Source organism: Lautropia dentalis, from assembly GCF_003892345.1.
GTDB lineage: Bacteria > Pseudomonadota > Gammaproteobacteria > Burkholderiales > Burkholderiaceae_E > Lautropia > Lautropia dentalis.
The window spans coordinates 1,607,999-1,631,715 of the sequence record NZ_RRUE01000002.1 but is presented as its reverse complement, the minus strand read 5'-3'; the positions used below and the strand labels follow the sequence as shown (position 1 = coordinate 1,631,715).

The window sequence follows — 23,717 nt, the reverse complement described above, 5'->3', positions numbered from 1 at the left end:
GTCCAGCGGATATTTCGCGGGGGTTTTTGCAGAATTGAACAGATCTACGACATACGGGTATCGCAGCACCTTCGCAGCCCCCCTGCAACGGCACGGCGTCATGCCGGGTTGTAGGAGCGGCACAGCCTAACATGCTCGTCCGGATGACAATACTATGAAAAATGGCTGACACCCTTGCCCTCCGGCACAGCTTGTCAGCCAGGGAACCTCCGCACCAGACAGGCTGGCGCAGAATCAAAGCGACCCCCTGATCATAAAAGTAGCACCTCCCGTTTTTATATATCCAGTATTTTTCAATTCCGAGAAGGGATTTTCATACGGCAGGATTTACCACAGTTGCATACATCACCGCCCCCCGTCCTCGTCCTGCAGCAGGTTGTGATGCGCCGCATCGCACTGGGCCAGCACATCGTTGACCAGGGTGGCGGCGCTGACGGGCGACGGATCCATGAACGGCTGGTCCAGGGCCGAGCCGTCCGTGTCGGTCGCATCCGGCGAGCCGACCGGCCCGTTGCCTGGCAGCACGTCCACGAACTCCAGCCAGTGCGGCAGCTTGTAGTGCGCCAGGTTGTCGCCCAGATAGTCCATCAGGCGCCGGTGCATCTTCTCGTCCGGCACCTCGCCATGCTTGAGCACCACCAGCGCCTTCGGCCGGATCAGCCCCTCCTCTTCGGGGGCACCGATCACCTTCACTTCGGCCACGGCGTCGTGGGCCGCCAGCACGCCGGCAATCTCGGCCGGTGACACGAACTGCCCGGAAATCTTCAGCAGATCGTCCGAACGGCCCGCATAGTGATAGAAACCGTCGGCATCCCGCCAGAAACGGTCGCCGGTCTTGACCCACGGCCCCAGAAACACGTCACGGGTCTGCTGGCGCTGGTTCCAGTAGCCCAGCGCCGCCGTCGGTCCGTTGACCAGCAGCGTGCCCACCTGGCCATCGGGCACGTCGACGTTCTGTTCGTCCACCAGCCGCATGCGAAAACCCGGCACCGGCTTGCCTACCGTGCCGTTCTCGTTTTCCTGCGGCGTGTTGGACAGGTAGATGTGCAGCATCTCGGTGGCACTGAAACCGTTGAGCACCTGCACGCCCAGCCGCTGCTCGAAGCGCCGCTGCAGGCTGGCCGACAGGGCATCGCCAGCCGAGACGCACAGGCGCAGCGACACATCGCTGGCCTGCGGGCATTCGGCATCGGCCAGCAGCGCGGAGAACGCCGCCGGCACCCCGAACAGCACCGTGGGCCGCGCGCCCACCACCTTGGCCGGCGCCACGCCGGTCAGGTAGCGGATCAGGTCCTTGATGGTGCGGCGGCCGGACTTGAGCACCGCCATGGCCCCGGCCACCATCGGGAAGATCAGCGAGTTGCACAGCCCGTAGGCACTGTAGAGCGGCGCCACCGACAGGATGCGGTCGCGCGTGCTGATGCCCAGCACGCCCTGCGCATACAGCTCGCCCATCTGCACCAGGCTGGCGTGACAATGGATGGTGGCCCGCGGGTGGCCGTCGATGCCGGACGAATACAGCCAGAAGCAGGGTTCGTCGCTGAGGGTATCGATGGTGTCGCGGTAGTCGTCCTCGGCACCGGCTTCCAGAATGGCGCCGATGTCGCCGCCATCGGCCAGCGGCGCTTCCGAGATCAGCAGCCGCGACAGCGTGGGGATGGAATTGTGCAGCCCGTCGAAGGCGGCATAGGCCGAGCGCGACACGAAGAGCGCCTTGGCACGCGAGTCGCGCAGCATGTAGTCGTAATCGTGCTTGGACAGGCCCGTATTGACGCAGACCGGCACCACCCCGGCCTTGATGGCCCCCAGGAAGATGGTGGGCCAGTCGATGTTGTCGTTCAGGCAGAGCATGATGCGGTCTTCGCGCCCCACCCCGATGGAGTGCAGGCCACGCGCAAAATGGTCCACCCGCCGGGCCAGCTCGCCATAGGTGATGGCCACCCGCTCGTCGACGAACACCACCTGGTCGGCCCGGCCCGCCTGCAGGTTGCGCTGCAGCAGGTCGTGGGCAGCGTTGTAGTCGCGCGGAATACTCGAGAGCACCACCTCGGCGGTGTCTTCGGGGCGTGGGGTCTTGTCGTCCATCACAGGGCTCCCGGTTCCTGAAGGTCAATGCGTATTATGAACGCTCCTCCGGCTCCTGCCCGGCCCGTTTCAGATACACGCCATCCAGCCCCTTGCTGATCATGTTCCCGGTGAACACGGCCGGCACGAAGCCAAAGATGGCCAGCAGCCATTCGATTTTCTCGTTGTAATCCTCAAAAACCTGCTCCTTCATGCCCGCAGGCGCATCCGCATGATAGTGGCGCACATACAGCGCAACGAGAATGACGAGCGAGACCACCAGGAAGAACAGGCCGACCCCGAGGATGTGACGCCCCCCCTTCCTGTGGCTGTAGAACAGCAGCCAGAGAAAAAAGGCATTGGTGACGACGGAAAGGAAGATGATGGTGTACATGACAGTTTCGTGAATCGGCAACGTGGGAGCGCATGCGCCCATGACACACGCCAGGCCCGCCGCTGCCGCCCTCCGACAGGCATCTGCCCGTCAGGCCGCCGCCCGTGTGAGCCGGTCTCGCACGGCCCGCCATTCGGGCGTATCGGGTGGCATCTCCACCAGAATGGCCTGCACGCCGAGCGCGTCGAGCTGGTGCAGCGTGTCGTACAGATGGCGGGCGGCCGTTGCGGCATCGGCCGGCTGACGGCGCCAGAAGGCACCCGCTCTTTCCGGCGGGGGCTGGAGCGTCCAGAGTGCAACGGGCTGTCCGGGCTGCAGGCTAACCGGCAATGCGGGCGGTGTACCAAACCCGGCCGGCTCTCCGGCCAGGGCCTGCATGCCTGCTTCCGACCAGAACGAGCGTCCGGGCGAACCCTCTTCCGCCCCGACGCCCTGCGCATCCGCCTCGCGTGCCCATTCCCGGTACAGCGCCTGCACGGCCGAGGCCGGCAGCAGACGTACGGGCACCGATGGCGCATAGTGTGACGGCAGCGCCCCCGGCACGCGCGGGGCATCGGCCTCGGCCGTGGCCTGGGTATCGGCCGCCCGCACCGGCACACCCAGACAGTCGGACAGCGCCTGCAGGCTGATGCCCCCGGGGCGCAGCAGCACCGGCTGCCCACGCGACAGGTCGACGATGGTCGATTCGACCCCCACCGCCGATGGCCCACCATCGAGCACCAGCGGCACGGCCTCACCCAACCCGCTGCGCACGTGCGCGGCCCGGCTGGGACTGATCCGCCCGAAGCGGTTGGCCGACGGCGCCGCCAGCCCGGTGATGCCCACTGGGGCCAGTGCCTGCATCAGCTGCGCAAACACCGGATGCGACGACACCCGCAGCGCAATGGTGTCCTGTCCGGCACTGGCAAAGGGCGGCGCCTCCGGCCGGCGCGGCAGCACCAGCGTCAGCGGCCCGGGCCAGAAGGCCCCGGCCAGCTGCTGGGCCTGCGGCGACCAGACCGCCCAGCGCGCAGCAGCCTCGGCACTGGCCACATGCACGATCAGCGGGTGATCGGCGGGCCGGCCCTTGATGCGGTAGATGCTGGCCACGGCGCCGGCATCGGCCGCATTGGCCGCCAGCCCGTAGACCGTCTCGGTGGGCAGGCCGATGACACCACCCGCCTGCAGCATGCGTACCGCCCGGGCCAGGTCGGCCTCGCCCACATGGGCAGCCCCGGCGACAGGCGCAGACGCTGCGGCGGGCGAAGAAGCCGTGCCCGATTGCCCTTCCTGTGCCGCAGACCGCGTTTCCATCATCCCCACACCTCCGGAACCCGCCTATCCCTTCAGCGGCTGGGCCACCAGCGCGCCTACCGTTTCGGCCTTGCCGTGTACCGCGGCCACCGTCGTGGCCGTGATGTTCACATGCCCCATCTTGCGGCCACGCCGGGCATCATCCTTGCCATACAGGTGCAGGTGCGCACCGGGCACCGCCAGCACAGCGGGCCAGTCGGGTTCGATCTTCGCGGACGGATCCGGCATGGCGCCCCCGGCCGCGGCGGCCGACCTGTGGGCCTGCGGCGGGCGCCGGTACCAGGCATCACCCAGAATGTTCAGCATGATCACCGGCCGCGTATGCCGGGTATCGCCCAGCGGCAGCCCGGCCATCACCCGCGCCTGCTGCTCGAACTGGCTGCAGCCGGCCGCATCCAGCGTCCAGTGGCCGGAATTGTGCGGGCGCGGTGCCATCTCGTTGGCCAGCAGCCGACCATCCTTCAGGATAAAGAACTCCACGCACAGCACACCGTGATAATCGAGCCGGGAGGCAATGGCCGTGGCCAGCTCGCTGGCCCTGCGGGCCAGGGCGGGCGTGACCGGCTCGGGCGCCGGCACCGTCGTCACCGCCAGAATGCCGTTGCGGTGCTCGTTGGCCGCCACCGGATAGACCGCCACCTTGCCATCGGAACCCCGCGCCAGCAGCACCGACACCTCGGCCGCCAGATCCACCTGCTCTTCCAGCACGCAGACGGGCGGGCGCCCACCGGCAGCCTCCGTGAAGCGCTGGAAGGCTGCCCGTGCCTCCTGCAGGCTGGCCACACGGGCCTGACCCTTGCCGTCATAGCCCAGACGCGCCACCTTCAGGATGCCCGGAAACAGATGCCCGGGCAGGCCCTCCACGTCCTCGTGCGTCATCACCACACGATAGTCGGCCACCGGCACACCGGCCTCGACGAAGAACGCCTTCTCGACCACCCGGTCCTGCGCCGTGGCCACCGAACGTGCCGCAGGTGCCACCCGCGTCAGGGCGGCCAGCCGCTCCAGCGCCGCCGCCGGCACGTTCTCGAACTCGGTGGTCACGGCCTGGCACAGCTCGCCCAGCTCCTGCAGCGCAGCCTCGTCCAGATAGGCGGCACAGATGTGACGGTCGGCCACCCGGGAGGCAATGCCGTCCAGCTCCGGATCGAGCACGCACACCCGGTAGCCCAGCCGCTGCGCGGCCTGGCAGAACATCCGGCCCAGCTGGCCGCCCCCCAGCACACCCAGCCAGCTGCCCGGCGGCAGGGGCTCCCAGCCAGGCTGCGGCGCCGCCACGGCCTGTTCGGGCTCGTGGAAAAGCCCCTTGAAGGCCGGCCCGCGGCCCCTTTTCTTTTCAGTGTCCATCAGAAATTCCAGTATCCCCGGCACCCGCCGGTTTCAGCCCCTGCCATGGGGAAGGACGATCCACACGCGAAACACCAGCGGCGACGGCGCGCACGTCCCGGCCCCAGCGAGGGCGTGCCCGCTGCAGGGCCGGACACGGGCTGCCGCGACTCAGGGCAGCTCCATCTGCCGGGCGGCCTTGGTCTGGCTGCGGCGATAGGCATTGAGCGCCGTGGCCAGATCGGCATCGCCCAGCGCCAGCTGCGCCACGGCAAACAGCGCCGCATTGACCGCCCCCGATTCACCGATGGCGAAAGTAGCCACCGGCACCCCGCGCGGCATCTGCACGATGGACAGCAGCGAATCCTGTCCGTGCAGGTGACGGCTGGGCACGGGCACTCCCAGCACCGGCACCGTGGTCTTGGCCGCCAGCATGCCCGGCAGATGGGCGGCCCCACCAGCCCCGGCGATGATCGCCTGCAGCCCGCGCGGGCCTGCCTCCTCGGCATAGGCAAACATGTCGTCGGGCATGCGGTGCGCCGACACCACCCGGTATTCATGCGGAATGCCGAACTGCTTGAGCACATGCACCGCGTGCTGCATCACATCCCAGTCGGAACTGCTGCCCATCACCACGCCCACCACGGGCGGCACCTGGGTATTCGGAGGCTGAATGATCGAGTTGGGGTTCATTTCGGACAGAACATTGAACAGCGCGCAAGGACGACGCTGGCTGGCCCCTGCGCCATAGCATCACCGACGGCAAGCTGGCGCGTGCACGGACGCATGCGTCCACGCGCCGGTCCCGGTACGCTTACAGCGACTGGCCGGTCAGCCGTTCATAGGCTTCGCGATAGCGGTTGCTGGTGGCCTCGATGACCGTCATCGGCAGCGGCGGCGGCGGCGGTTCGCGGTTCCAGGTCTTGACCGTGTCGAGGTAGTCGCGCACGAACTGCTTGTCGAAGCTGGGCGGCGAGATGCCCGGACGGTACTGGTCCACCGGCCAGAAGCGGGAGGAATCGGGCGTGAGGATCTCGTCCATCAGCACCAGCTGGTCATTGTCGTCCAGGCCGAACTCGAACTTGGTGTCGGCAATGATGATGCCGCGCGTAGCCGCATACTCGCTGGCCTCGCGGTAGAGCTGCAGACTGACGGCCCGGATCTGCTCGGCCAGGTCGGGGCCGATGCGGGTGACCATCTCGTCAAACGAAATGTTCTCGTCGTGCTGGCCCAGATCGGCCTTGGCAGCCGGCGTGAAGATGGGGGCATCGAGCTGCTCGGCCTGCGCAATGCCCGGCGGCAGCGCAATGCCCGAGACGCTGCCCTGGGCCAGATACTCCTTGTAGCCCGACCCCACCAGATAGCCGCGTACCACGGCCTCGATCAGGACGGGCTTCAGACGCCTGACCAGCATGGAGCGTCCGGCCACCAGTGGCACTTCGTCGGGCTGCACCACCGATTCGGGCGCCTCGCCGGTGAGGTGGTTGGGCACCACGTGCTTCAGGCGGTCGAACCAGAAGAGCGCCAGCGTGTTGAGCACCCGGCCCTTGTCGGGGATGGGTTCGGCCATGATCACGTCGAAGGCCGAGAGCCGGTCGGAGGTCACCATCAGCAGGCGATCGTCGCCCACCGCGTAGTTGTCCCGTACCTTGCCGCTGCCCAGCAGGGGGAGCGAATGCAGGCGCGGGGAGTTGGAGGCAGAACTCATGGGTACGGAAGCTCCTTCGTGCGGACGGGATTCGGACGGCACCGGCACACGGGACCGGCTGGCCAGCAGGCGCATCAACACCCGCCGACCCGACAACCCAGAAGAATAACAGCCCGCGATCCGGTACAGTAACCCCAAACCCGAAAACATCCCCTGCACCCGCAGGGAAGCATTCCGATATTTGCCCACGACATGAAGACCATCGCGCCCGGACACATACCCACCCGCCCTGCCCTTGCCACCCTCGCCTGCGCCCTGCTGCTGGCCACTCCGGCGCTGACCCAGGCCCAGATCAAGACCCAGCCCGACGGCCGCTGGCGGCAGATCCTGGGCGCCGGCGCCTCCTTTGCGGACGGCAACAGCAACCTGAGCAGCATGAATGCGCACTACGAGGCCGCCCGCCAGACACGGCACCACACGGTGGGCCTGCGCGCCCAGGCGCTCTACAACACCAGCGACCACAAGACCAGTGCGCACAACACCAATCTGGAGATCAATGGCAAGCGAAACCTGAACGAGCGCCACTACATCTTTGCCAATGGCACGTGGTTTCGTGACCGCATCGCCAATCTGGAACACCGGCTGTCGGCAGCCACGGGCTGGGGTTATCAGGTGACGACGACACCGCACGACGACTGGAGCCTGTTTGCCGGTATTGGTTATTCGGAAGACCGCTACGCGGTGCCGACCATCGTGGCGGACCAGCTGCGCAAGCGTTATGGCCGTGCCGAGCTGACGCTGGGGACGGAGTCGCATCATCAGCTGACGTCGACGACGACGGCGCACCAGCGGCTGGTGTTCTATCCGGCGCTGAACCGCAATCATGACCGGCGGGCGGAGTTTGCGGCGGACCTGAGTGTGTCGATCACGGAGCGTCTGGCGCTGACGGTAGCCACCGAGTTCCGTTACAACAGCGATCCGGGGACGAACATTCACAAGCTGGACCGGCGGCTGATCACGGGGGTGACCTGGAAGCTGACGGATTGAGGGTGCCTGGTCTTTCGAAGGACTGCCCCGTCCTGCGAAAGACGCCCCCGGGACGGGGTACCTTCATGGAAGACGACGCTGGGTGGGAATCTCCATTCATGGAAGACGGCTCCGGGTGGAGATCTCCACTCATTAAAGACGACTTCGGGCGGGGCGGCACGGGGAGCGGGGGGCTCCTGCGGCTCATACGCTCACTGAAGCTTTGTTGCCCACGACCTGCGTCGTGGTCAACAAACCTTCAGCGCCAGGAGTGTGTCATGGACTTGTTCGTCCCCGCGCTGGCCTCAAATCCGTGTGCTGACAAGGCGCACTGCGCAGGCAAGGCTGGACGCCTTGCCAAGCAGGGCAACGCCGGCAGCGCACGGATTTGGGGCCAGCCCGGAGGGAAACCCCCTTTGGGCGCGCATGACTGCGTTGGCAGTGCCTTGAAGCCATCCAGGATTCTGCGGCCCTGCCGCCTTGTCCTGCACGCCCAAAGGGGGTTTCGCGGGGACGAACAAGTCCATGACACACTCCAGACACTTTCCGACAATCGGGCTTCGCCCGACCGTCAGAAAGTCGTTCACGCGTACCGCGAAATCGCCGCAGGAGCCCCCCGCTCCCCGCACCGCTTCTCAAGCTCGCCATACCGCGGCTTCGGCCACGTGCTGAGCGAGCCTTGGCAAGGCCGTCTGTGCCGGCTGGCGTTTCTCCCCCGGAATGGAGCTGCAACCCCTTTGAGACAAGCGCCCCGGAGCGGGATGTCACTGCGGCGATTTCGCGGTCGGCGTGAAAACTTTGCAACGGGCGGGCGCAGCCCGGTTGTTGCAAAGTTTTATAGCCATCCAGGTTTGTTGACCACGACGCAGGTCGTGGGCAACAAAACTGGATTGAGCGTATGAGCCGCAGGGGCATACCGGTCCGGGGCGCGTGCCACAACGAAGTCGTCTTCCGCAACCAACGCCGCCCCACCACCCGGCAGCCCCCAGCGCCCGCCCGGAACATCCCCCTCAAGTCCGGCCCTCACCCTGCGCACAATCGGCGCCAGCAAAGCCCTGCACCCCGCGTGCAGCCCCCATCTGACGCCAACGGCGCCCAACGTGCGCACAACGCAGCCCATGGCCATCCTCTCCCCCGCCCTCGACAGCCTCGCCGTCATCCGCCAGGACACCGGCCTGTACCGCGAACTCGACGTGCTGGAGCGCCTGCAGGAGAGCCTGCCCGCCGGCTACGACATCTTTCACAGCGTCGCCTGGCACTCCATCGAGAACGGCCAGGACCGCCACGGCGAAATCGACATCGTCGTGCTCGGCCCCACCGGCCATCTGCTGCTCATGGAGATCAAATCCGGCGGCATCCAGCTGCGCGACGGCGAACTCTTCAAGCTCTACGCCAGCCGCGAACACGACGTGCGCCGCCAGCTGGCCGTCCAGCGCGCCGCCCTGCTGCACCGCCTGAAGGAAGCCGGCCTGCACGCCTTCGTCAGCCACTGCCTGGTGCTGCCCGACTATCGGCTGCAGGACGACGACATCGTCGCCCTGTCCCGCGACCGCATCATCGACGCCGCCGATTTCCCCTTCCTCGGCGCCCGCGTGCAGGAACTGATGCGCCATGGCGACTCGCAGAGCGACGCGGAATCGCTGCGGCGCTTCCTGTCCAACGAATTCCGCGTCTCGGTCGATCTCTCGGCGCTGGACGAACAGCTGCAGCGCACCACCCAGCGCCTGGCCGAAGGACTGGCCACCTGGGTGCCCCGCATCCATGCACCCAACGGCCTGATCCGCGTGCAGGCCACCGCCGGCTCGGGCAAGACCCAGCTGGCCCTGCGACTGCTGGGCGATTCGGTCAACAGCGGCGGCCGGGCGCTCTACGTATGCTTCAACCGGTCACTGGCCGACCACATCAGCCGGCTGGCCCCGACCTCGGCCGACGTGACCAGCTTCTCCGAGCTGTGCGTGACCTACTACCGGCGCAACTACGGCGAACCGGATTTTGCCGCCCCCGACAACTTCGACCTGCTGGCCCGCGTCTACTGCGAAGCCGCCGACGAGTGGAAACCCACCTACGACCTGATCGTCATCGACGAGGGTCAGGACTTCCAGCCCGCCTGGGTGGAGAGCCTGCTGCCGCAGCTCAAGGGTTCCGGCCAGCTCTACCTGCTCGAAGACGACGCCCAGCGCCTCTACGAACGCGCCCGCTTCGACCTGGCCGACGCCGTCACACTGACCTGCAACGACAACTTCCGCAGCCCCCGCATGGTCTGCGAAGTGATCAACGCCCTGCGCCTGTCCGACCAGGCCATCACCCCACGCAGCCCCTACGCCGGCGAACTGCCGGCATTTCGCGTCTACCAGAACGAAAAGGGCCTGATCCGCGAAACCGCCGAGGCCGTGCGCAGCCTGCTGCAGCGCGGTATCGCCATGAAGGACATCGTAGTGCTGAGCGGGCGTGACCGCTTCGAATCGACCATCCTGCACACCCGCTGGCTGGGCCCCTTTGAAACCCGGCGCTTCAGCGGCGACTACACCCCCGATGGCGACCCGATCTGGACCCACGGCGATGTCCTGGTCGAGACCATCCACCGCTTCAAGGGCCGCAGTGCCGCCGGCGTGGTGATCACCGAACTGGACTTCGAGACCCTGACCGAGCGCGAGCGCCGTGCCCTGTTCGTTGGCATGACCCGCTCGAACCTGGCCGTGGAACTGGTGCTGACCCCGGCCGCCGAACACTGCCTGGCCTCGCAGCTGGCGGAGCAGTAACGGCGCCTTCAGACACCGACAGGGCTGAACCGGCGGCGTCCGTCACCGGCAGTGCTGACTTCCGGGGGCTTCCATGCGCATCACCTGCACCGGACAGGCGCCCACCCACCGTTCCGGCCTGTACGGCAAAACCCGAAAAGATCAGCCATGGTCCGTGGTATCCGGCGTAGCGCCCCCTGCCCGGGGCAGCGGCCGCGTGCCCACATAGGCCGCTCCAACCACGAAAACCAGCGCCACGCCCAGCGCCAGCGTCCATGACGGCCGCACGGCCACCCAGAAGATCACATAGCCCAGCGCCATGCCGCCAAAGGCCATCCTGCGGCCCTTGCGGCTGATGGCCCCCTCCTCCCGCCACTGGCGCAGCGGCGTGCCGAACTGCGGGTGCGACAGCAGCCAGTGCTCGAAGCGCGGCGAACTGCGGGCGAAGCAGGCCACCGCCATCATCAGGAAGATGGTCGTGGGCATGACCGGCAGCAGCGCCCCGATGAAGCCCAGGGCAACCATCAGCCAGCCGGCAGTGAACCAGAGCCAGCGCATGGAAACAGGAAGGATCGTGGAGCGGGTCGGCGCCCCGGAAACGTGTCAGGGAACCAGGAACGCACCGGGAACGGAAACATATCGGAGCGTCGTTCGTTCGTGCGCAGCCTCCAGACTGCTTACCGGCGGGAGCAGGGCACGAACGGACCGGTCATGATGCTACTGCACTGTCTTCCCGGCCGACAGGGGTCGCGGCTCCTTCATCATGCCCCCTCCGCCTGCAGGAAGGAGCTGCCCATGGCCATGCTGGCCGGAATCGGCCACATCGCACCTGCCTGCCACACCACCATGACATCGGCCGCATGAAACTTTCTGGCGTTGTCCGGCCAGCCGACGCCGTCTGCGCCCGGATTCAGGCAGAATCGCGCCTGCGCCGGACACCGCCGTATGCTCCGATCAGATCCCGGGGGTCATGTTCCCCACATGGGGCGCGCGTTGTTCTATAGTTACGGTAGTCACCACGAGAACTCTCCTGCATGTCCTCGCCCAACGCGCCTTCGCCCCAGGGGTCCGACGCTGGTCAGCCCCCGGCTGTTCAACCCACCTCCGGAGCATCTGCTCCCGGCGGCACGGCGGCCCCTTCCGCCTCCGGTCAAGCGGCACTTGCCTCCTCCCCTGCAGCAGCACAGGCCTCCGTGACACAACCTGCAGCCACGCAGACCGGGCCGTCATCTGCTCCGCAGCCCCCGACCTCCCCCCCTGCCACCGCGGCACCGGGTGCCCAGGCCGCCGCCGAAGCGGCCACACGGAACACCGCAGCAACGGGTTCCGGTACCAGCGGTGCCACACAGACAGGTGCCTCTGCCCAGGCAGACGCCGCCAGCCCCGCGGCCGGCTCAGAAACCGTCGTGGCACGGGCCACTTCCTCCGCGCCCAAGGGCCCCGCCCGCTGGAAGGCGCTGGACAAAGATCTCAAACGCATCAGCCTGCTGGAGCAGGCCACCACCTTCGTTGCGCGTCCGCTGGTGGCGCCGGGCATCGCCCTGGCCTTCATGGTGCTGGTGGGGGCGGCGGCACTGGGCTTCACCGGCATCCAGGCCGGCACCTTCGTGGTCGTCGTGGCCACCGTGGTGGGCGCCTACATGGCGCTGAACATCGGCGCCAACGACGTGGCCAACAACATGGGCCCGGCCGTGGGAGCCAATGCGCTGTCACTGGGCAGCGCCCTCATCATCGCCGCCGTGTTCGAAACCGCCGGCGCCATGCTGGCCGGCGGTGATGTGGTCAACACCATCGCCTCGGGCATCGTCTCGCCCGAGCTGGTCCAGAACAGCAACATCTTCGTGCTGCTGATGATGGCCGCCCTGCTGGCCGCCGCCCTGTGGCTCAATCTGGCCACCTACATCGGTGCGCCCGTCTCCACCACCCATGCCGTGGTGGGGGGCGTGGTGGGAGCCGGCGTCATGGCGGCCGGCGCCAGTTCGGTGCACTGGTCCAGCATGCTGGGCATCACCGCCAGCTGGGTGATCTCGCCGGTCATGGGCGGGGTCATCGCCGCGGCGCTGCTGGCCTTCATCAAGGCCCGCATCCTGTATACCGACGACAAGCTGGCCGCCGCCCGCCACTGGCTGCCCATCCTCATCGGCTTCATGGCCGGTACCTTTGCCACCTACCTGGCGCTCAAGGGGCTGTCCAGCGTGACCAGCATCGGCCCGTTCACCTCGCTGCTGGCAGGCATCGTCGTGGGTCTGGCCTCCTGGAAGCTGTCCGTCCCCGTGGTGCGCCGCCAGTCCACCGGGCTGGAAAACCGCAAGAAATCGGTCCGCAAGCTGTTTGCCGTGCCGCTGGTGTGCTCGGCCGCCCTGCTCTCCTTCGCCCATGGCGCCAACGACGTGGCCAACGCCGTGGGCCCGCTGGCCGCCATCGTGCACGCCGTGGAATCCGGCTCGGTGGGAGGCGAGGTGGGCATCCCGTTCTGGGTGATGGCCATTGGTGCGCTGGGCATCAGCTTTGGCCTGATGCTGTTCGGGCCCAAGCTCATCCGCCTGGTGGGCAGCGAAATCACCAAACTCAACCCCATGCGCGCCTACTGCGTGGCGCTCTCGGCGGCGCTGACCGTCATCATCGCCTCGTGGCTGGGGCTGCCGGTGAGTTCCACACACATTGCCGTGGGCGCCATCTTCGGCGTGGGCTTTTACCGCGAATGGTATGCCGAGCGCCAGTCCCGCGCACTGGGCGAGCTGCAGAACCGCAAGGTCCGACCGCCCGAAGAGCGCAAACGGCGCCGGCTGGTGCGGCGCTCGCATTTCATCACCATGGCGGCCGCCTGGGTGGTGACAGTGCCCATTGCCGGGGCGCTGGCGGCGCTGCTGTTCCTCATTCTGCAGCAGTTCATGGCGTGAGGGGGCGGCTGAACCACACCAGCAACGTTGAACTGGGATACCCAGGATCAGGCAGGTACACTCAAACCTGCGGAGGGATCAAGCCATGCACGATGATGACGATCTGATCGATGAGCAGGCGTTCAGCTTCGAGAGCGACGAAGCTGAAGCGCAGTTCTATGAGTCAGTGGAGCGGGAGATTGAACAGACCCTGGCCGAAGGTCTCCCTCCCATCGAAGAAGACGAGGCAGAACGCCGAATCAGGGCTGTCATTGCCAGGTTCGCCAAGGCGAACGTCGGAGAAAGCAGATGAAGCGGCTCCGCCCGACATGGCAGGATCGTGCATTACAGCAATATGAACACCAGATCGCCTGGATTGCGGCGGATTCGATCCAGAATGCTGAACGGATGGAACAACGGGTCCGCGCCTCGCTATCGCTTCTGCAGACCAATCCGCGATTCGCCCCAGTCAGCCTCCGCCGAACAGGCACAAGACAGTTAAGAGTTGCCAGATTACTGTTTTTCTACAAGATTCACGACGACCGAATTGAGATCGTCAGCGTAAAACACGGTGCACAGAACATCTGATCTCCCCGGCCACGCCCCAAGCGCCCCGGTAGTCGAAATGTTTCGCCATGACTACCCAAGACACAACAAACGCCAATATAGCCCCCGGTAAGGCATGATCAACATACCCAAAAGGAGGACCACATGAGCAGCATCTTCACCAGAATCATCAACGGCGAAATCCCCGGCCGCTTCGTCTGGCGCGACAGCGAATGCGTGGCCTTCATGGACATCCAGCCGATATCCAGGGGACATCTGCTGGTCGTACCGCGCCAGGAAACCGACCGCTGGCATGACCTGCCCCCCCAGACGGCCGCCCATCTCTTTGCCGTGGCGCACAAGATCGCCGCCGCCCTCGATCAGTTGTCCGAACGCAGCCGTGTCGGCCTGATGATTGCAGGTTTTGACGTACCGCACACCCACATCCACCTGATGCCGGCCGACAGCATGGCGCAGTTCGATCCCAAAAATGCCGACAAAAACGCCCGGCCCGAGGATCTGGACGCCATGGCCAGGAAGATCCGCGATGCCCTGCGTGCGCTTGGCCATGGGGCGAATGTGCCCGAAGACTGAAGTTGCAAGGGGGCCGGTCGAGATCACGGAAGGACAGGGCGCTGGCATAACACCGGTTTCAGGCTGCCCTCATGATGACCTGCCCTTCTGCAGGTCTCGCTTTCTGCCCCACCAGACTCCGGCAACAACAAGACTCCCACAAAACAATGAATAGATCAGGGAGACAGCGGAAAATCACGCAAACCACCCCCACCAGCCGTTTTTATTGGCAACACCAAGAAAATACACAAACAGAACGAAGCAAAAACCAGTAGCACAACAAACAGCGCAGGCAACAATTCTGGACTGGGAAAAGCGCTTCCATGAAAACCAGCAAAAGGCAGAACAAACAACAAAAACAATATAACAACAAAAAACATAATCCCTATATTCGACATCAACATGCTCCGACACCCTCATGCCCACAAAAATTATTACCGCCCCCAGAAAACATTCCAATTTTTCATATCCTGAACTCAATCTCTCGAAAACAACCCCCACCTCAGCCAGCCACCTTCTGCACGCGAGCATATTTTTAGCTTTTTAAATACAAAACTGATGGCAAGCGAAACACCAAGAACAGCGAAGAAAATACAGGAAGCATGCCATCTATTTTCAATCTCCCCAACCAGGATTACAAACCGGAGGAGAACGAACGAGTTGATGGTGCTGACGATCCAATACAAAGCGCCACCATCAACCTCCCTGTGAACATACGAGGAAAACCCGAACCACAAGGTAAACAAAGTCATCGTGAGTATCATTACACTCATAAAAACACAAACAAATCCGGCGCAACAAAAACCCCCATGACTGTCATCGTGAGCAAACCGGCTTCACGCGGCAAATGCGGTGGCGCTGATCGGCGCCGCTTTCAGTCATTCAGCAAGCACTTACCGATCTGCATGAACAGACCAGCCAGGAATTTGGTTGGCCTCCCATTTCGTTGCCCCCTCTCCTGAATCAGCGCTCAGACGACCCCACCTCGCCTCAACCCACCTCGCGCGTCTCCCCTACCCCAGCAGAACTACACCTGCCCCCCACCCCGATAACGCAGATACTTCACCATCAGCGCTGCCGACACGGCAAAAGCCGGCACGGTCAGCGCCATGGCCACCTGTGAGAAGTTCCAGCCAGCGTTGAGCATCCAGGCGCCGGCAAAGGCCGAAATGATCGCCCCGGTGCGGCCAATGCCGTGCATCCAGCTGTTGCCGGTGGCCCGGGCCGGCAGCGGGAAGAAGTTGGTCGACAGCGCGTTCATCCCCGTGCCACCCCCGTTGAAGCCCACGCCGATCAGAAACGCCGCGACGCACATCAGCACATAATGGCCCGCGACGCTGCTCATCAGCAGCAGCATCACGGCACCGGTGGCGTAGGCCAGCGCCAGCATCCGGTGCGGGCTGTAGCGGTCCATCAGCCAGCCCAGCATCACCGAGCCCAGCGGCCCGCCCAGCTGAAACATCGCGCTGATGATGGACGCCTCGTCGGTCTGCATGCCGGAGTCGCGGATCATGGTCGGCATCCAGCTACCCAGCAGAAACACCAGGAACAGGTGCAGGAAATATGCCAGCCACAGCATCAGACTGCCCAGCCGGTAATGGGCGTTGAGCACGATCCGCACGGGGTTGGTGGCCCCTTCCACCTTCGGCGGCTCGGGCACCACATAGGTGGTCTGCTCATCCGTGCAGCCGGGCGCGCAGTGCTCGACGATGCGGCGTATCTGCGCGCGGCTGCCGCCCCGGTGCACCAGAAAGGTCAGCGATTCCGGCAGAAAGAACGCCATGACCACACTCAGCAGCAGGGGCACGGCGCCCCCCAGCACGAACACGCTCTCCCAGCCATGGTGGGGCACCAGCCACGCCGACAGGAAGCCTCCGCCCGCTGCCCCCACCGTGAACCCGGAAAACACGATGGTCACCAGCAGCGAGCTGCGCGAGGCCGGTGAGACCTCCCGGGCAAAGGTGGCCACCATCGGCATGATGCCGCCCATGGCAAAACCCGCGATGAAACGGCAGACGATGAACTGCCACCGGCTGTCGGCACAGGCCACCAGCAGTGTGAACAGCCCGAACAGCATCACGCTGCTGCACAGCACCCGGCGCCGCCCGAAGCGGTCTCCCAGCGGCCCGGCCGTCAGGGCGCCCAGCGTAAGACCCACCAGCGCCGCACTCAGTACCGGCGCCAGGTCATCGTTGGTCCAGCCCCAGGCTTCCTTGAGCGCCGGCCCCACGAAGCCCATGATCACCACATCGAAGCCGTCCATCACCACCACCAGGAAGCACAGCAGAATCATCCATTTCTGCCACCGCCCCACGGGCCGGCTGTCGAGCAGTGCGCGCACGTCGATGGTGTCGTTCGAAGGCATGTGTGCGTTCCTCCCTGCCCGTTCAGTACGCAATCCGCGCCAGCCGGCGCAGCGTGGCGGCATCCGTCGTGGGCAGCTCGAACCAGGACAGGTAGGCCGGAATCTGCTCGAACAGCATGTCGGTGCCCACCTGATACCGGCAGCCCCGCGCCTTCACCGCCGCCAGAAACGGCGTGATCTCGGCCTTCAGCACCACCTCGCCCACGAAGGCGTCCGGCGAGATGCGGTTCACGTCCATGGGCATGGGGTCACCGGCCTTCATGCCGAGCGCTGTGGCATTGACCACCACGTCGAACCCGGCCGGATCGTTCTGTCCCGGCTCCACCCGGAGCGCCGGATAATGGTGTGCCAGCCGCGCCGCCAGCCGCTGGCAGGCAGCCAGGTCGATGTCGTACAGGGCCAGCCGGTCCACGCCCGCAGCCGCCAGCGAAGCCGCAATGGCCGACCCCACGCCGCCACACCCCACCACCAGCGCCGAATGACCCGCCGGATCGATTCCCCGGGTGCGCAGGCTGCGCACGAAGCCCTCCCCATCGAACATGTCCCCCTCCAGCCGGCCGTCGGCCCCGCGTCGCACCGCATTGCAGGCCCCGGCAATCTGCGCCGTGGCCGACACCCGGTCCAGCAGCCCGCAGGTGCTCACCTTGTGCGGCATGGTGATCAGCGCCCCCACCACATTCTCTGCCGTGAAGAGCGCCCGCAGCAGCGCCGGATAGCCGTCTGGCTGCGAGGCAAAGGGTACCACCACCACATCGAGGCCCGCCGACTGAAAGTAAGGGTTGTAGATCAGCGGTGCCTTGAAGGTTTGGGTGGGATAACCGATATGCGCGATGAGCCGGGTGTTGCCGCTGATGTCCATCGATGTCCACGATAGGGATGGATGAGGGGGCCGAAAGATGGCCCGTACCGGCATGCCACCCCCTCGACCTGTCATGCCTGTCTCCGGTACGGGCAAGACACGGTATTTTGCATCAAGCGGCGGCAAGAGAAATGGGGGGCTGGACCCGGGTACATTGTGGAGGCTACGCGGAATCGCCCTTCTGACGGTCGGGTTTCAGGGTAAACCATGCCACGGTACCGGCAAGCCCGCCAGTGAACAATCCAGACACCAGCGCCCTGATCTTTCCTCACTCCCGCTTCAGAATCCGGTACCCCAGGCCCGGCGCGATCCGCATCACCAGCCGCAACAGCCGGGATTTGCCCACGCAGCACTCATCGGTACCCCGCTCGATGGCCGTCACCAGCGCTTCGGCCACCGCCGACGGCGACATCTTGCCTGTGCCCCGCCCCGCCGTCATGCGGGTATCGACCAGCGGCGGGATCACTTCCTGTACCCGCACATGGGGTGCAGACACTTCCACCTGATAGCGCAGCGACCGCGTAAAGGAGCGCAGCGCTGCCTTGGTGGCACAGTAGACCGGCGCCGACTGCTTGGGCGCCAGGGCCAGCCCCGTGGTCACATTGACGATGGCCGCCTCGGGCTGGCGCGCCAGCAGGGGCAACAACCCGGCCGACAGCATGATGGGGGCTTCCAGATTCAGTGCCAGCTCCAGTGAGGCTGCGGCCTGAATCTGCGTCAATCCGGCCTGCATGAAGTCCAGCGCATGCTGGACGGCCGCATTGTTGACCAGTACGGCAAGATCGGGATGCGTCGACACAAGCCAGGCAATCAGGGCCTCGCGGTCGGCCGCCGACGCCAGATCACAGCGCCGGAACGACACCCTCGGCCCCGGCAGCTGCCCGGGTTCATGACGGGCACAGGTCACGACCTCAGCGCCACGCGCCACCAGCTGCGTCACGATGGCCGCACCAATACCCTCGGTACCGCCAGTGACGAATGCCTTTTTGCCTTTCAGATGCATGGGGTGCGTCTCCTTTGCAGAATCCGCTGCAGGGGCGCTGGTTCTGCGTCCTTGCTGCAGCGGGCATGTCAGCCCCTCTCTCGCAGGTAGCGGGCATGCAGATCACGCAGCGCCTGACTGGGTTCCGGCAGATCGGTCAGGGCATCGATGAAAACATTCATGTGGGATCAGCCTGCCGGCGACGGTTGCGTCTGGTTTCCAGCACCATGACCGTACCGAAAGCCGCGGCATAGACCAGCGAAAGCCAAAACGCCCGCATGGCGGTGTGTTCGAGATCCAGGTCAGGACGAAACACCAGTTGACAACCCAGGCTGACCGCAAGAAACGTCACAAAGGACGTGACATAAATACGCAGGGCGCGGGATGGCCTGCGCATGAAATACCAGCCGAGGCAGCTGCCGACGGCACCTCCCTGAATCGCCCCAGCCACGACATTGTTCATATCAAAAGAAGCCATGTCTCCTCCCGGTTATTGCCCGACATGAACGACACATGCCTGGCTCATGAAAACTGCGCCTCCGCCTCGATCCACGCCCGAACCTTCTGCATGGCGGGTGTACCCGCACGCCGAACTGGGGCACACACATGGTAGCAGTACCCTTCCAGCACTGGCCCCGGCAGCACCTCCAGCAACCCCGTCTCCAGTTCCCGCGTCAGCAGCGGCAATCCCAGCAGCGCCACCCCCTGCCCCGCCACCGCGGCCTGCACGGCCAGCGTCCCGTCCGAATAGCGGTTCCCCGGCGTCAGTGCATCCGCTGGAAGTCCCGCCGCTTCGGCCCAGGCCGGCCAGTCGAATACCCGATGGGCCGGCCGGTACCACGTCAGCCAGATCAGCGGCCAGGTCCGCGGGTCGGGTCCAAGCTGCCGGCACAGCACCGGTGAAGCCACGGGGCCAAAGCGCTCCCGGAACAGCGGGATCGCCTCCACCCCGGCCAGCGGCTCCTGGCCATAACGGATGGCCAGATCGGCCACACCCGCATCCAGATCGGCCGTTTCGTAGGACGCGTGCACGTGCAACGCAATATCTGGATGCTGCCCCTGAAAACGGGCCAGCCGGGGCACCAGCCACTGCGCGGCAAACTCGGGCGTCATCGACACGGTCACGGTCTGCCGCAGCGGATGACGGATACGGTCCACACAGGCGGCGATCTCCTGCAGGCCACGGCTGACACCAGCCTGCAGCTGCTCACCTTCGGGCGTCAGCGTGATGGCACGCACCTGCCGGTGAAACAGCGCACAGCCCAGCGCCTCTTCCAGCGCACGGATGCGGTGACTGACTGCCGTCGGGGTGACCGACAGCTCGGCCGCCGCCGCCTTGAAGCTGCCCAGTCGGGCAGCGGACTCGAACACCTGCAGGGCATTGAGGGAAAAGCGGAAGGGGTCGGGCATGGCGTGGTGGTTCAGAGTATCGACATTCCACAAGTGCGGGCTTGCGGCCAGGGTTTCGGGTTTCAGATTCCGGACCCCAGACTCCGAGCCTGGCGTTCCGGGCTTCGGGCTTCGGGCTTCGGGCTTCGGGCTTCGGGCTTCGAAAGCAGATGATGCCATCTCATCCATGGGATGAAAAACCATCGTTTGTCACGCGGCAGGTCTTTTCAAACAATACCAGCACATGAACGATGCTCATCTGCCGTGATCGGCGAATAGCTGATGGGCACCTTGCGTATTCCGCCAATCGTGACCGACGCTTCCGGCATCGTGACCGCACAGTCCGTTCATCGTGACCTGTCCGGCTCCGGATTTTCTGGGTCCGGGAAGCTCCGAACAGGCCATTCCTTCCACAACCCGTCCAAATCCTGCTGAATCCGTTTCTCCCGATATGACCACCCTCCTTCACCTCGACGCCAGCGCCCGCGCTGGTCTCTCCGGTACCGACCCTTTCGGCTCCCATACCCGGCGCCTGTCCCGCCGCTTCGTGGACCAGTGGCTGCAGCACGAACCCGATGCCCGCGTCATCTATCGGGACGTGGGCCAGAATCCGCCACCGCCCGTCACCGGCCGGTGGATTCACGCCGCCTTCACCCCCGAGGCCCAGCGCGAGCCGTGGATGCGCGAGGTGCTGCGCACCAGCGATGAACTGGTGGACGAGCTGCTGGCCGCCGACATCATCGTGGCCGGCGTCCCCATGTACAACTTCGGGCCGCCGGCGCAGTTCAAGGCATGGATCGACAACATCGTGCGCGTGGGCCGTACCTTTGGCTTCGACCGCAACCGGGAAGGCGCCCCCTACTGGCCGATGCTGACCGACATGAACAAGCGCGTGGTGGTGCTCAGCTCACGGGGCGACTACGGCTACGACGGCGGCCAGATGGCCGGCTGGAACCATGTGGAACCGGCCGTGTTCACGGCACTGCGCTATCTGGGCATCACCGACGCGCACAGTGTGGCCGTGGAATACGACGAGTTCGGTGACGAGCGGCTGCAGCAGTCGCTGCGGGAGGCCGAGGCTGGGGTGGACGAAGTGGCAGCAAGCATAGCGGCTACCAAAGACAACCAATAACCTCCGTCGCCTTGCCCGGTGCCATTGATCCGCCGACTGTTCATGGCGCCAACCGATTTCTCGCACCAGCAATGCGAGTTTCCCACCCTTCGGCAGAACCCAAGGCGGCGTGTCCCACGCCGCATAACAGCCCGGTCATATGCCCGGTCAATAATCACGGGCACCATGTCTGAAATCGACGATACGGATAAAATCTTCTTCAACTGTATAAAATATCAGATAACTCCGTACGACCGCCTGTCGTGACCCACGGGCCGCAGAGACGGGCGCCGAACGGGGGAAAGCCGCCAGATACTTCAATCGTTCACGCACCTCATTGCGCAGATGCTTTGCACCAGCTGGAGAACGCTCCGCCACCCATTGCATGGCCTGCTCGTAATCCATGCGTGCCCCCGGACGCCAGCGCACCCTGTAACGCTTCATGCGCCTCCTGCCTTTCGGTTGTAGCGTGCCTCGGCGCTCCGGATGATGCTGTCGATACTGGCCTGCACTTCCTCGTCGTCGACATCCGGCGAAGGGTCATCCAGATTTTCCTCGATACGAGCATTCACGGCCGCGTAGAAACGCGCCTCAGCTTCTGCATCCACCAGCCTGGGAAACAGCTGTGCCTTCTTCATTGCCATCGCAAAGCCCTCCATCACCGTAACGAGTGTACCTGCAGTGCCCTTGCACTCACAACCACAGCAAGAAACCGGCCACCCCACCCCCACACGGGAGCAGAACTGACCGGTTTCCGTCCAGCCTCTTCCACCGGGCCACACGAGGCGGCCCGGCAGGTTCAGCTGACCTTCATCAGGCGATCGAGGCTTCGTAGATCGACTGGATGGCGGCGTCCAGCGCCTTGTTGAACTCGGCGTCGGACTGCTTGGCGCTCAGGCCCTCGGACAGCGCACGGCTGAACGAGGCGATGATGCCCTTGTTGCGGGCCAGGCGGCGGTTGGCTTCTTCACGGTTGAAGCCGCCGGACAGGGCCACGACCTTCAGGACTTTCGGGTGGGCGACCAGGGCGTCGAAGGCGCCATCCACTTCGGGGATGGTCAGCTTCAGGATGACGGGGGCCGACACCTTGTCCAGACGGGCCAGGATGCCTTTTTTCAGCGTTTCTTCGATGGCGGCACGGTTGGGCGAGTTGATGTCCACTTCCGGCTCGATGATGGGCACCAGACCTGCGGCCAGCACTTCCTCACCCAGCGCGAACTGCTGGTCCAGCACCTCGTTGATGCCTTTCTCGTTGTTCTCGTACACGACCGAGCGCTCTTTCGTACCGAACACGCCCTTGGCCTTGGCACGGGCCAGCAGCTCTTTCAGGCCCGGGATCGGCTTCATCAGCTGAACGCCGTCGGCCTTGTCGGCCAGGCCCTTGTCGATCTTCAGGAAGGGAACGACTTTCTTCTCTTCCCACAGGTACTGGGCAGCGTCCTTGCCGTTGAACTTGCCGTCCAGCGTCACTTCGAACAGGATGGCGCCCACCACGCGGTCACCGGTGAAGGCCGGGCTGGAAACGATGCGCTCGCGCATCTTGTGCACGAGTTCGAACATTTCCTTGTCGTTGCTGTATTCGCTTTCGTCCACGCCATACAGCTTCAGGGCCTTGGGCGTGCTGCCACCGCTCTGGTCCAGTGCAGCGATGAAGCCCTGGCCCTTGGCGACGCGGTCGCGTTGTTCAGTGGTGATTGACATGGCGGGAGTCTCTCCTCAGTGAAAGGTGGGTGTTGCCGACCTGGCGTACAGCCCCGTAAACCTCACAGGTGCCTGCCCCGATCAGCCCGCAAACGATTTTAACAGGCAATCGCATCGCCCACCGGGATGCCCGTACGCGCCCCTCCAGGTCTGCGGCACCGCGCCATGAATGTCATTCAACCCGTTGATATCCCTTTGGAAACGGGCAGGGTTGTCTCTCTGGGACAGCGATTCTGTGCCATGCCGGAGCTCCATGCAAGGCAAGCCACCTGTGCGAAAGACGACCTCGGGTGGAAAGCTGGGTTTACGGAAGACGACTCCGGGTGGGGCGGCACGGGGAGCGGGGGACTCCTGCGGCTCATACACTCACTGCGGTTTTGATGCCCACGACCTTCGTCGTGGTCAACAAACCCGCAGGCCTATAACACTTCCCGACAACCGGGCTGACGCCCGCCCGTCAGGAAGTGTTCACGGCTACCGTGAAATCGCCGCAGGAGCCCCCCGCTCCCCGCACCGCTTCCCAAGCTCGCCATATCGCGGCTTCGACCGGGCTGGCAATTATTCCCTTGAGCAAGGTTTGCCCACCTTTGACGGGCAAAAGGACACCTTTCGCAGGCCCGAGCCAGACTGGAGTACTGATCCAGTAAAGCCATGGAGGAATTCACCGATCCTGGTCAGACCCTGCAAAAGATGAAGAATGCCTTTCCCGGGACTGGAGCCACTGCCCTCCAGGACAAGCGCCCCGGAGCGGGATGCCACTGCGGCGATTTCGCGGTAGGCGTGAACGACTTTCTGACAGTCGGGGCGCAGCCCCGATTGTCGG

23 protein-coding genes are annotated in these 23,717 nt (G+C 65.0%); 7 read left to right on the top strand and 16 right to left on the bottom strand.

Translation table 11 applies throughout. From position 1 onward, the window contains the following. Window positions 1–345: 345 nt before the first annotated feature. The 6 genes from EHV23_RS14670 to EHV23_RS14645 all read right to left on the bottom strand — a co-directional run bounded on the left by EHV23_RS14670 (window position 346) and on the right by EHV23_RS14645 (window position 6,785). Window positions 346–2,085, bottom strand: coding sequence for a benzoate-CoA ligase family protein (locus EHV23_RS14670; RefSeq protein ID WP_125096715.1), 1,740 nt, complete (start codon window positions 2,083–2,085; stop codon window positions 346–348). A gap of 34 nt (window positions 2,086–2,119) precedes the next feature. Continuing rightward, complete coding sequence (locus EHV23_RS14665) at window positions 2,120–2,458, bottom strand: hypothetical protein (RefSeq protein ID WP_125096714.1); 339 nt, start codon at window positions 2,456–2,458, stop codon at window positions 2,120–2,122. A gap of 90 nt (window positions 2,459–2,548) precedes the next feature. Next, window positions 2,549–3,754, bottom strand: coding sequence for an L-threonylcarbamoyladenylate synthase (locus tag EHV23_RS14660; protein ID WP_238990478.1), 1,206 nt, complete (start codon window positions 3,752–3,754; stop codon window positions 2,549–2,551). A 21-nt stretch (window positions 3,755–3,775) separates the two neighbouring features. Then, the gene (locus EHV23_RS14655; protein ID WP_420813073.1) at window positions 3,776–5,101 is read right to left on the bottom strand and encodes a 5-(carboxyamino)imidazole ribonucleotide synthase; all 1,326 of its coding nucleotides are present in this window, start codon (window positions 5,099–5,101) and stop codon (window positions 3,776–3,778) included. Window positions 5,102–5,248: 147 nt separating this feature from the next. Next, on the bottom strand, window positions 5,249–5,770 hold the full coding sequence (gene purE / locus EHV23_RS14650) for a 5-(carboxyamino)imidazole ribonucleotide mutase (protein WP_125096712.1): 522 nt from the start codon (window positions 5,768–5,770) through the stop codon (window positions 5,249–5,251). Between the two features lie 121 nt (window positions 5,771–5,891). Further along, window positions 5,892–6,785 carry a phosphoribosylaminoimidazolesuccinocarboxamide synthase gene (locus tag EHV23_RS14645; RefSeq protein WP_125096711.1) on the bottom strand — a complete coding sequence of 298 codons (894 nt, stop codon included), beginning with the start codon at window positions 6,783–6,785 and terminating at the stop codon, window positions 5,892–5,894. A gap of 192 nt (window positions 6,786–6,977) precedes the next feature. Between EHV23_RS14645 and EHV23_RS14640 the strand changes: the two genes are divergently transcribed. Both EHV23_RS14640 and EHV23_RS14635 read left to right on the top strand, forming a co-directional pair. Beyond that, window positions 6,978–7,772, top strand: a complete 795-nt coding sequence (locus EHV23_RS14640) for a DUF481 domain-containing protein (RefSeq protein WP_125096710.1) — start codon at window positions 6,978–6,980, stop codon at window positions 7,770–7,772. 1,097 nt (window positions 7,773–8,869) lie between these two features. Then, window positions 8,870–10,510, top strand: a complete 1,641-nt coding sequence (locus EHV23_RS14635) for an ATP-binding domain-containing protein (RefSeq protein WP_125096709.1) — start codon at window positions 8,870–8,872, stop codon at window positions 10,508–10,510. A 141-nt stretch (window positions 10,511–10,651) separates the two neighbouring features. Here EHV23_RS14635 and EHV23_RS14630 read toward each other — a convergent pair whose 3' ends face one another. Beyond that, window positions 10,652–11,047: a YbaN family protein gene (locus tag EHV23_RS14630; RefSeq protein WP_125096708.1), complete on the bottom strand. Its 396-nt coding sequence runs from the start codon at window positions 11,045–11,047 to the stop codon at window positions 10,652–10,654. 635 nt (window positions 11,048–11,682) lie between these two features. On the opposite strand from EHV23_RS14630, the gene EHV23_RS14625 reads away from it, so the two are divergent. From EHV23_RS14625 to EHV23_RS14610, 4 genes are all read left to right on the top strand, one after another. Further along, window positions 11,683–13,389: an inorganic phosphate transporter gene (locus EHV23_RS14625; protein ID WP_238990477.1), complete on the top strand. Its 1,707-nt coding sequence runs from the start codon at window positions 11,683–11,685 to the stop codon at window positions 13,387–13,389. An 85-nt stretch (window positions 13,390–13,474) separates the two neighbouring features. After that, window positions 13,475–13,681, top strand: coding sequence for a hypothetical protein (locus tag EHV23_RS14620; RefSeq protein ID WP_125096707.1), 207 nt, complete (start codon window positions 13,475–13,477; stop codon window positions 13,679–13,681). Further along, the gene (locus tag EHV23_RS14615; RefSeq protein ID WP_125096706.1) at window positions 13,678–13,956 is read left to right on the top strand and encodes a type II toxin-antitoxin system RelE/ParE family toxin; all 279 of its coding nucleotides are present in this window, start codon (window positions 13,678–13,680) and stop codon (window positions 13,954–13,956) included. Before EHV23_RS14620 ends, EHV23_RS14615 begins: the two co-directional genes overlap by 4 nt. A 123-nt stretch (window positions 13,957–14,079) precedes the next feature. After that, window positions 14,080–14,508: an HIT family protein gene (locus EHV23_RS14610; RefSeq protein WP_125096705.1), complete on the top strand. Its 429-nt coding sequence runs from the start codon at window positions 14,080–14,082 to the stop codon at window positions 14,506–14,508. A gap of 155 nt (window positions 14,509–14,663) precedes the next feature. Here EHV23_RS14610 and EHV23_RS14605 read toward each other — a convergent pair whose 3' ends face one another. The 6 genes from EHV23_RS14605 to EHV23_RS14580 form a co-directional block, all read right to left on the bottom strand. Next, window positions 14,664–14,891 (bottom strand): hypothetical protein, encoded by a 228-nt coding sequence (locus tag EHV23_RS14605; RefSeq protein WP_125096704.1) that lies wholly within the window; start codon window positions 14,889–14,891, stop codon window positions 14,664–14,666. 623 nt (window positions 14,892–15,514) lie between these two features. Then, window positions 15,515–16,852 (bottom strand): MFS transporter, encoded by a 1,338-nt coding sequence (locus EHV23_RS14600; RefSeq protein ID WP_125096703.1) that lies wholly within the window; start codon window positions 16,850–16,852, stop codon window positions 15,515–15,517. A gap of 22 nt (window positions 16,853–16,874) precedes the next feature. Next, the gene (locus tag EHV23_RS14595) at window positions 16,875–17,711 is read right to left on the bottom strand and encodes a shikimate dehydrogenase family protein (protein ID WP_125096702.1); all 837 of its coding nucleotides are present in this window, start codon (window positions 17,709–17,711) and stop codon (window positions 16,875–16,877) included. A gap of 268 nt (window positions 17,712–17,979) precedes the next feature. After that, on the bottom strand, window positions 17,980–18,714 hold the full coding sequence (locus tag EHV23_RS14590; RefSeq protein ID WP_125096701.1) for an SDR family oxidoreductase: 735 nt from the start codon (window positions 18,712–18,714) through the stop codon (window positions 17,980–17,982). 157 nt (window positions 18,715–18,871) lie between these two features. Beyond that, window positions 18,872–19,171, bottom strand: a complete 300-nt coding sequence (locus EHV23_RS14585) for a hypothetical protein (RefSeq protein WP_125096700.1) — start codon at window positions 19,169–19,171, stop codon at window positions 18,872–18,874. A gap of 44 nt (window positions 19,172–19,215) precedes the next feature. Then, window positions 19,216–20,103: a LysR substrate-binding domain-containing protein gene (locus EHV23_RS14580; protein ID WP_125096699.1), complete on the bottom strand. Its 888-nt coding sequence runs from the start codon at window positions 20,101–20,103 to the stop codon at window positions 19,216–19,218. A gap of 430 nt (window positions 20,104–20,533) precedes the next feature. Between EHV23_RS14580 and EHV23_RS14575 the strand changes: the two genes are divergently transcribed. Then, window positions 20,534–21,214, top strand: a complete 681-nt coding sequence (locus EHV23_RS14575; protein WP_125096698.1) for an FMN-dependent NADH-azoreductase — start codon at window positions 20,534–20,536, stop codon at window positions 21,212–21,214. 147 nt (window positions 21,215–21,361) lie between these two features. Here EHV23_RS14575 and EHV23_RS14570 read toward each other — a convergent pair whose 3' ends face one another. The 3 genes from EHV23_RS14570 to EHV23_RS14560 all read right to left on the bottom strand — a co-directional run bounded on the left by EHV23_RS14570 (window position 21,362) and on the right by EHV23_RS14560 (window position 22,894). Then, window positions 21,362–21,637 carry a type II toxin-antitoxin system RelE/ParE family toxin gene (locus EHV23_RS14570; RefSeq protein ID WP_125096697.1) on the bottom strand — a complete coding sequence of 92 codons (276 nt, stop codon included), beginning with the start codon at window positions 21,635–21,637 and terminating at the stop codon, window positions 21,362–21,364. After that, entirely contained in the window at window positions 21,634–21,837 is a 204-nt protein-coding gene (locus EHV23_RS14565; protein ID WP_125096696.1) for a hypothetical protein, read from the bottom strand. The genes EHV23_RS14570 and EHV23_RS14565 overlap by 4 nt, the downstream gene beginning before the upstream one ends. Window positions 21,838–22,006: 169 nt before the next feature. Next, window positions 22,007–22,894, bottom strand: a complete 888-nt coding sequence (locus tag EHV23_RS14560; RefSeq protein WP_125096695.1) for a fructose bisphosphate aldolase — start codon at window positions 22,892–22,894, stop codon at window positions 22,007–22,009. Window positions 22,895–23,717: the final 823 nt, after the last annotated feature.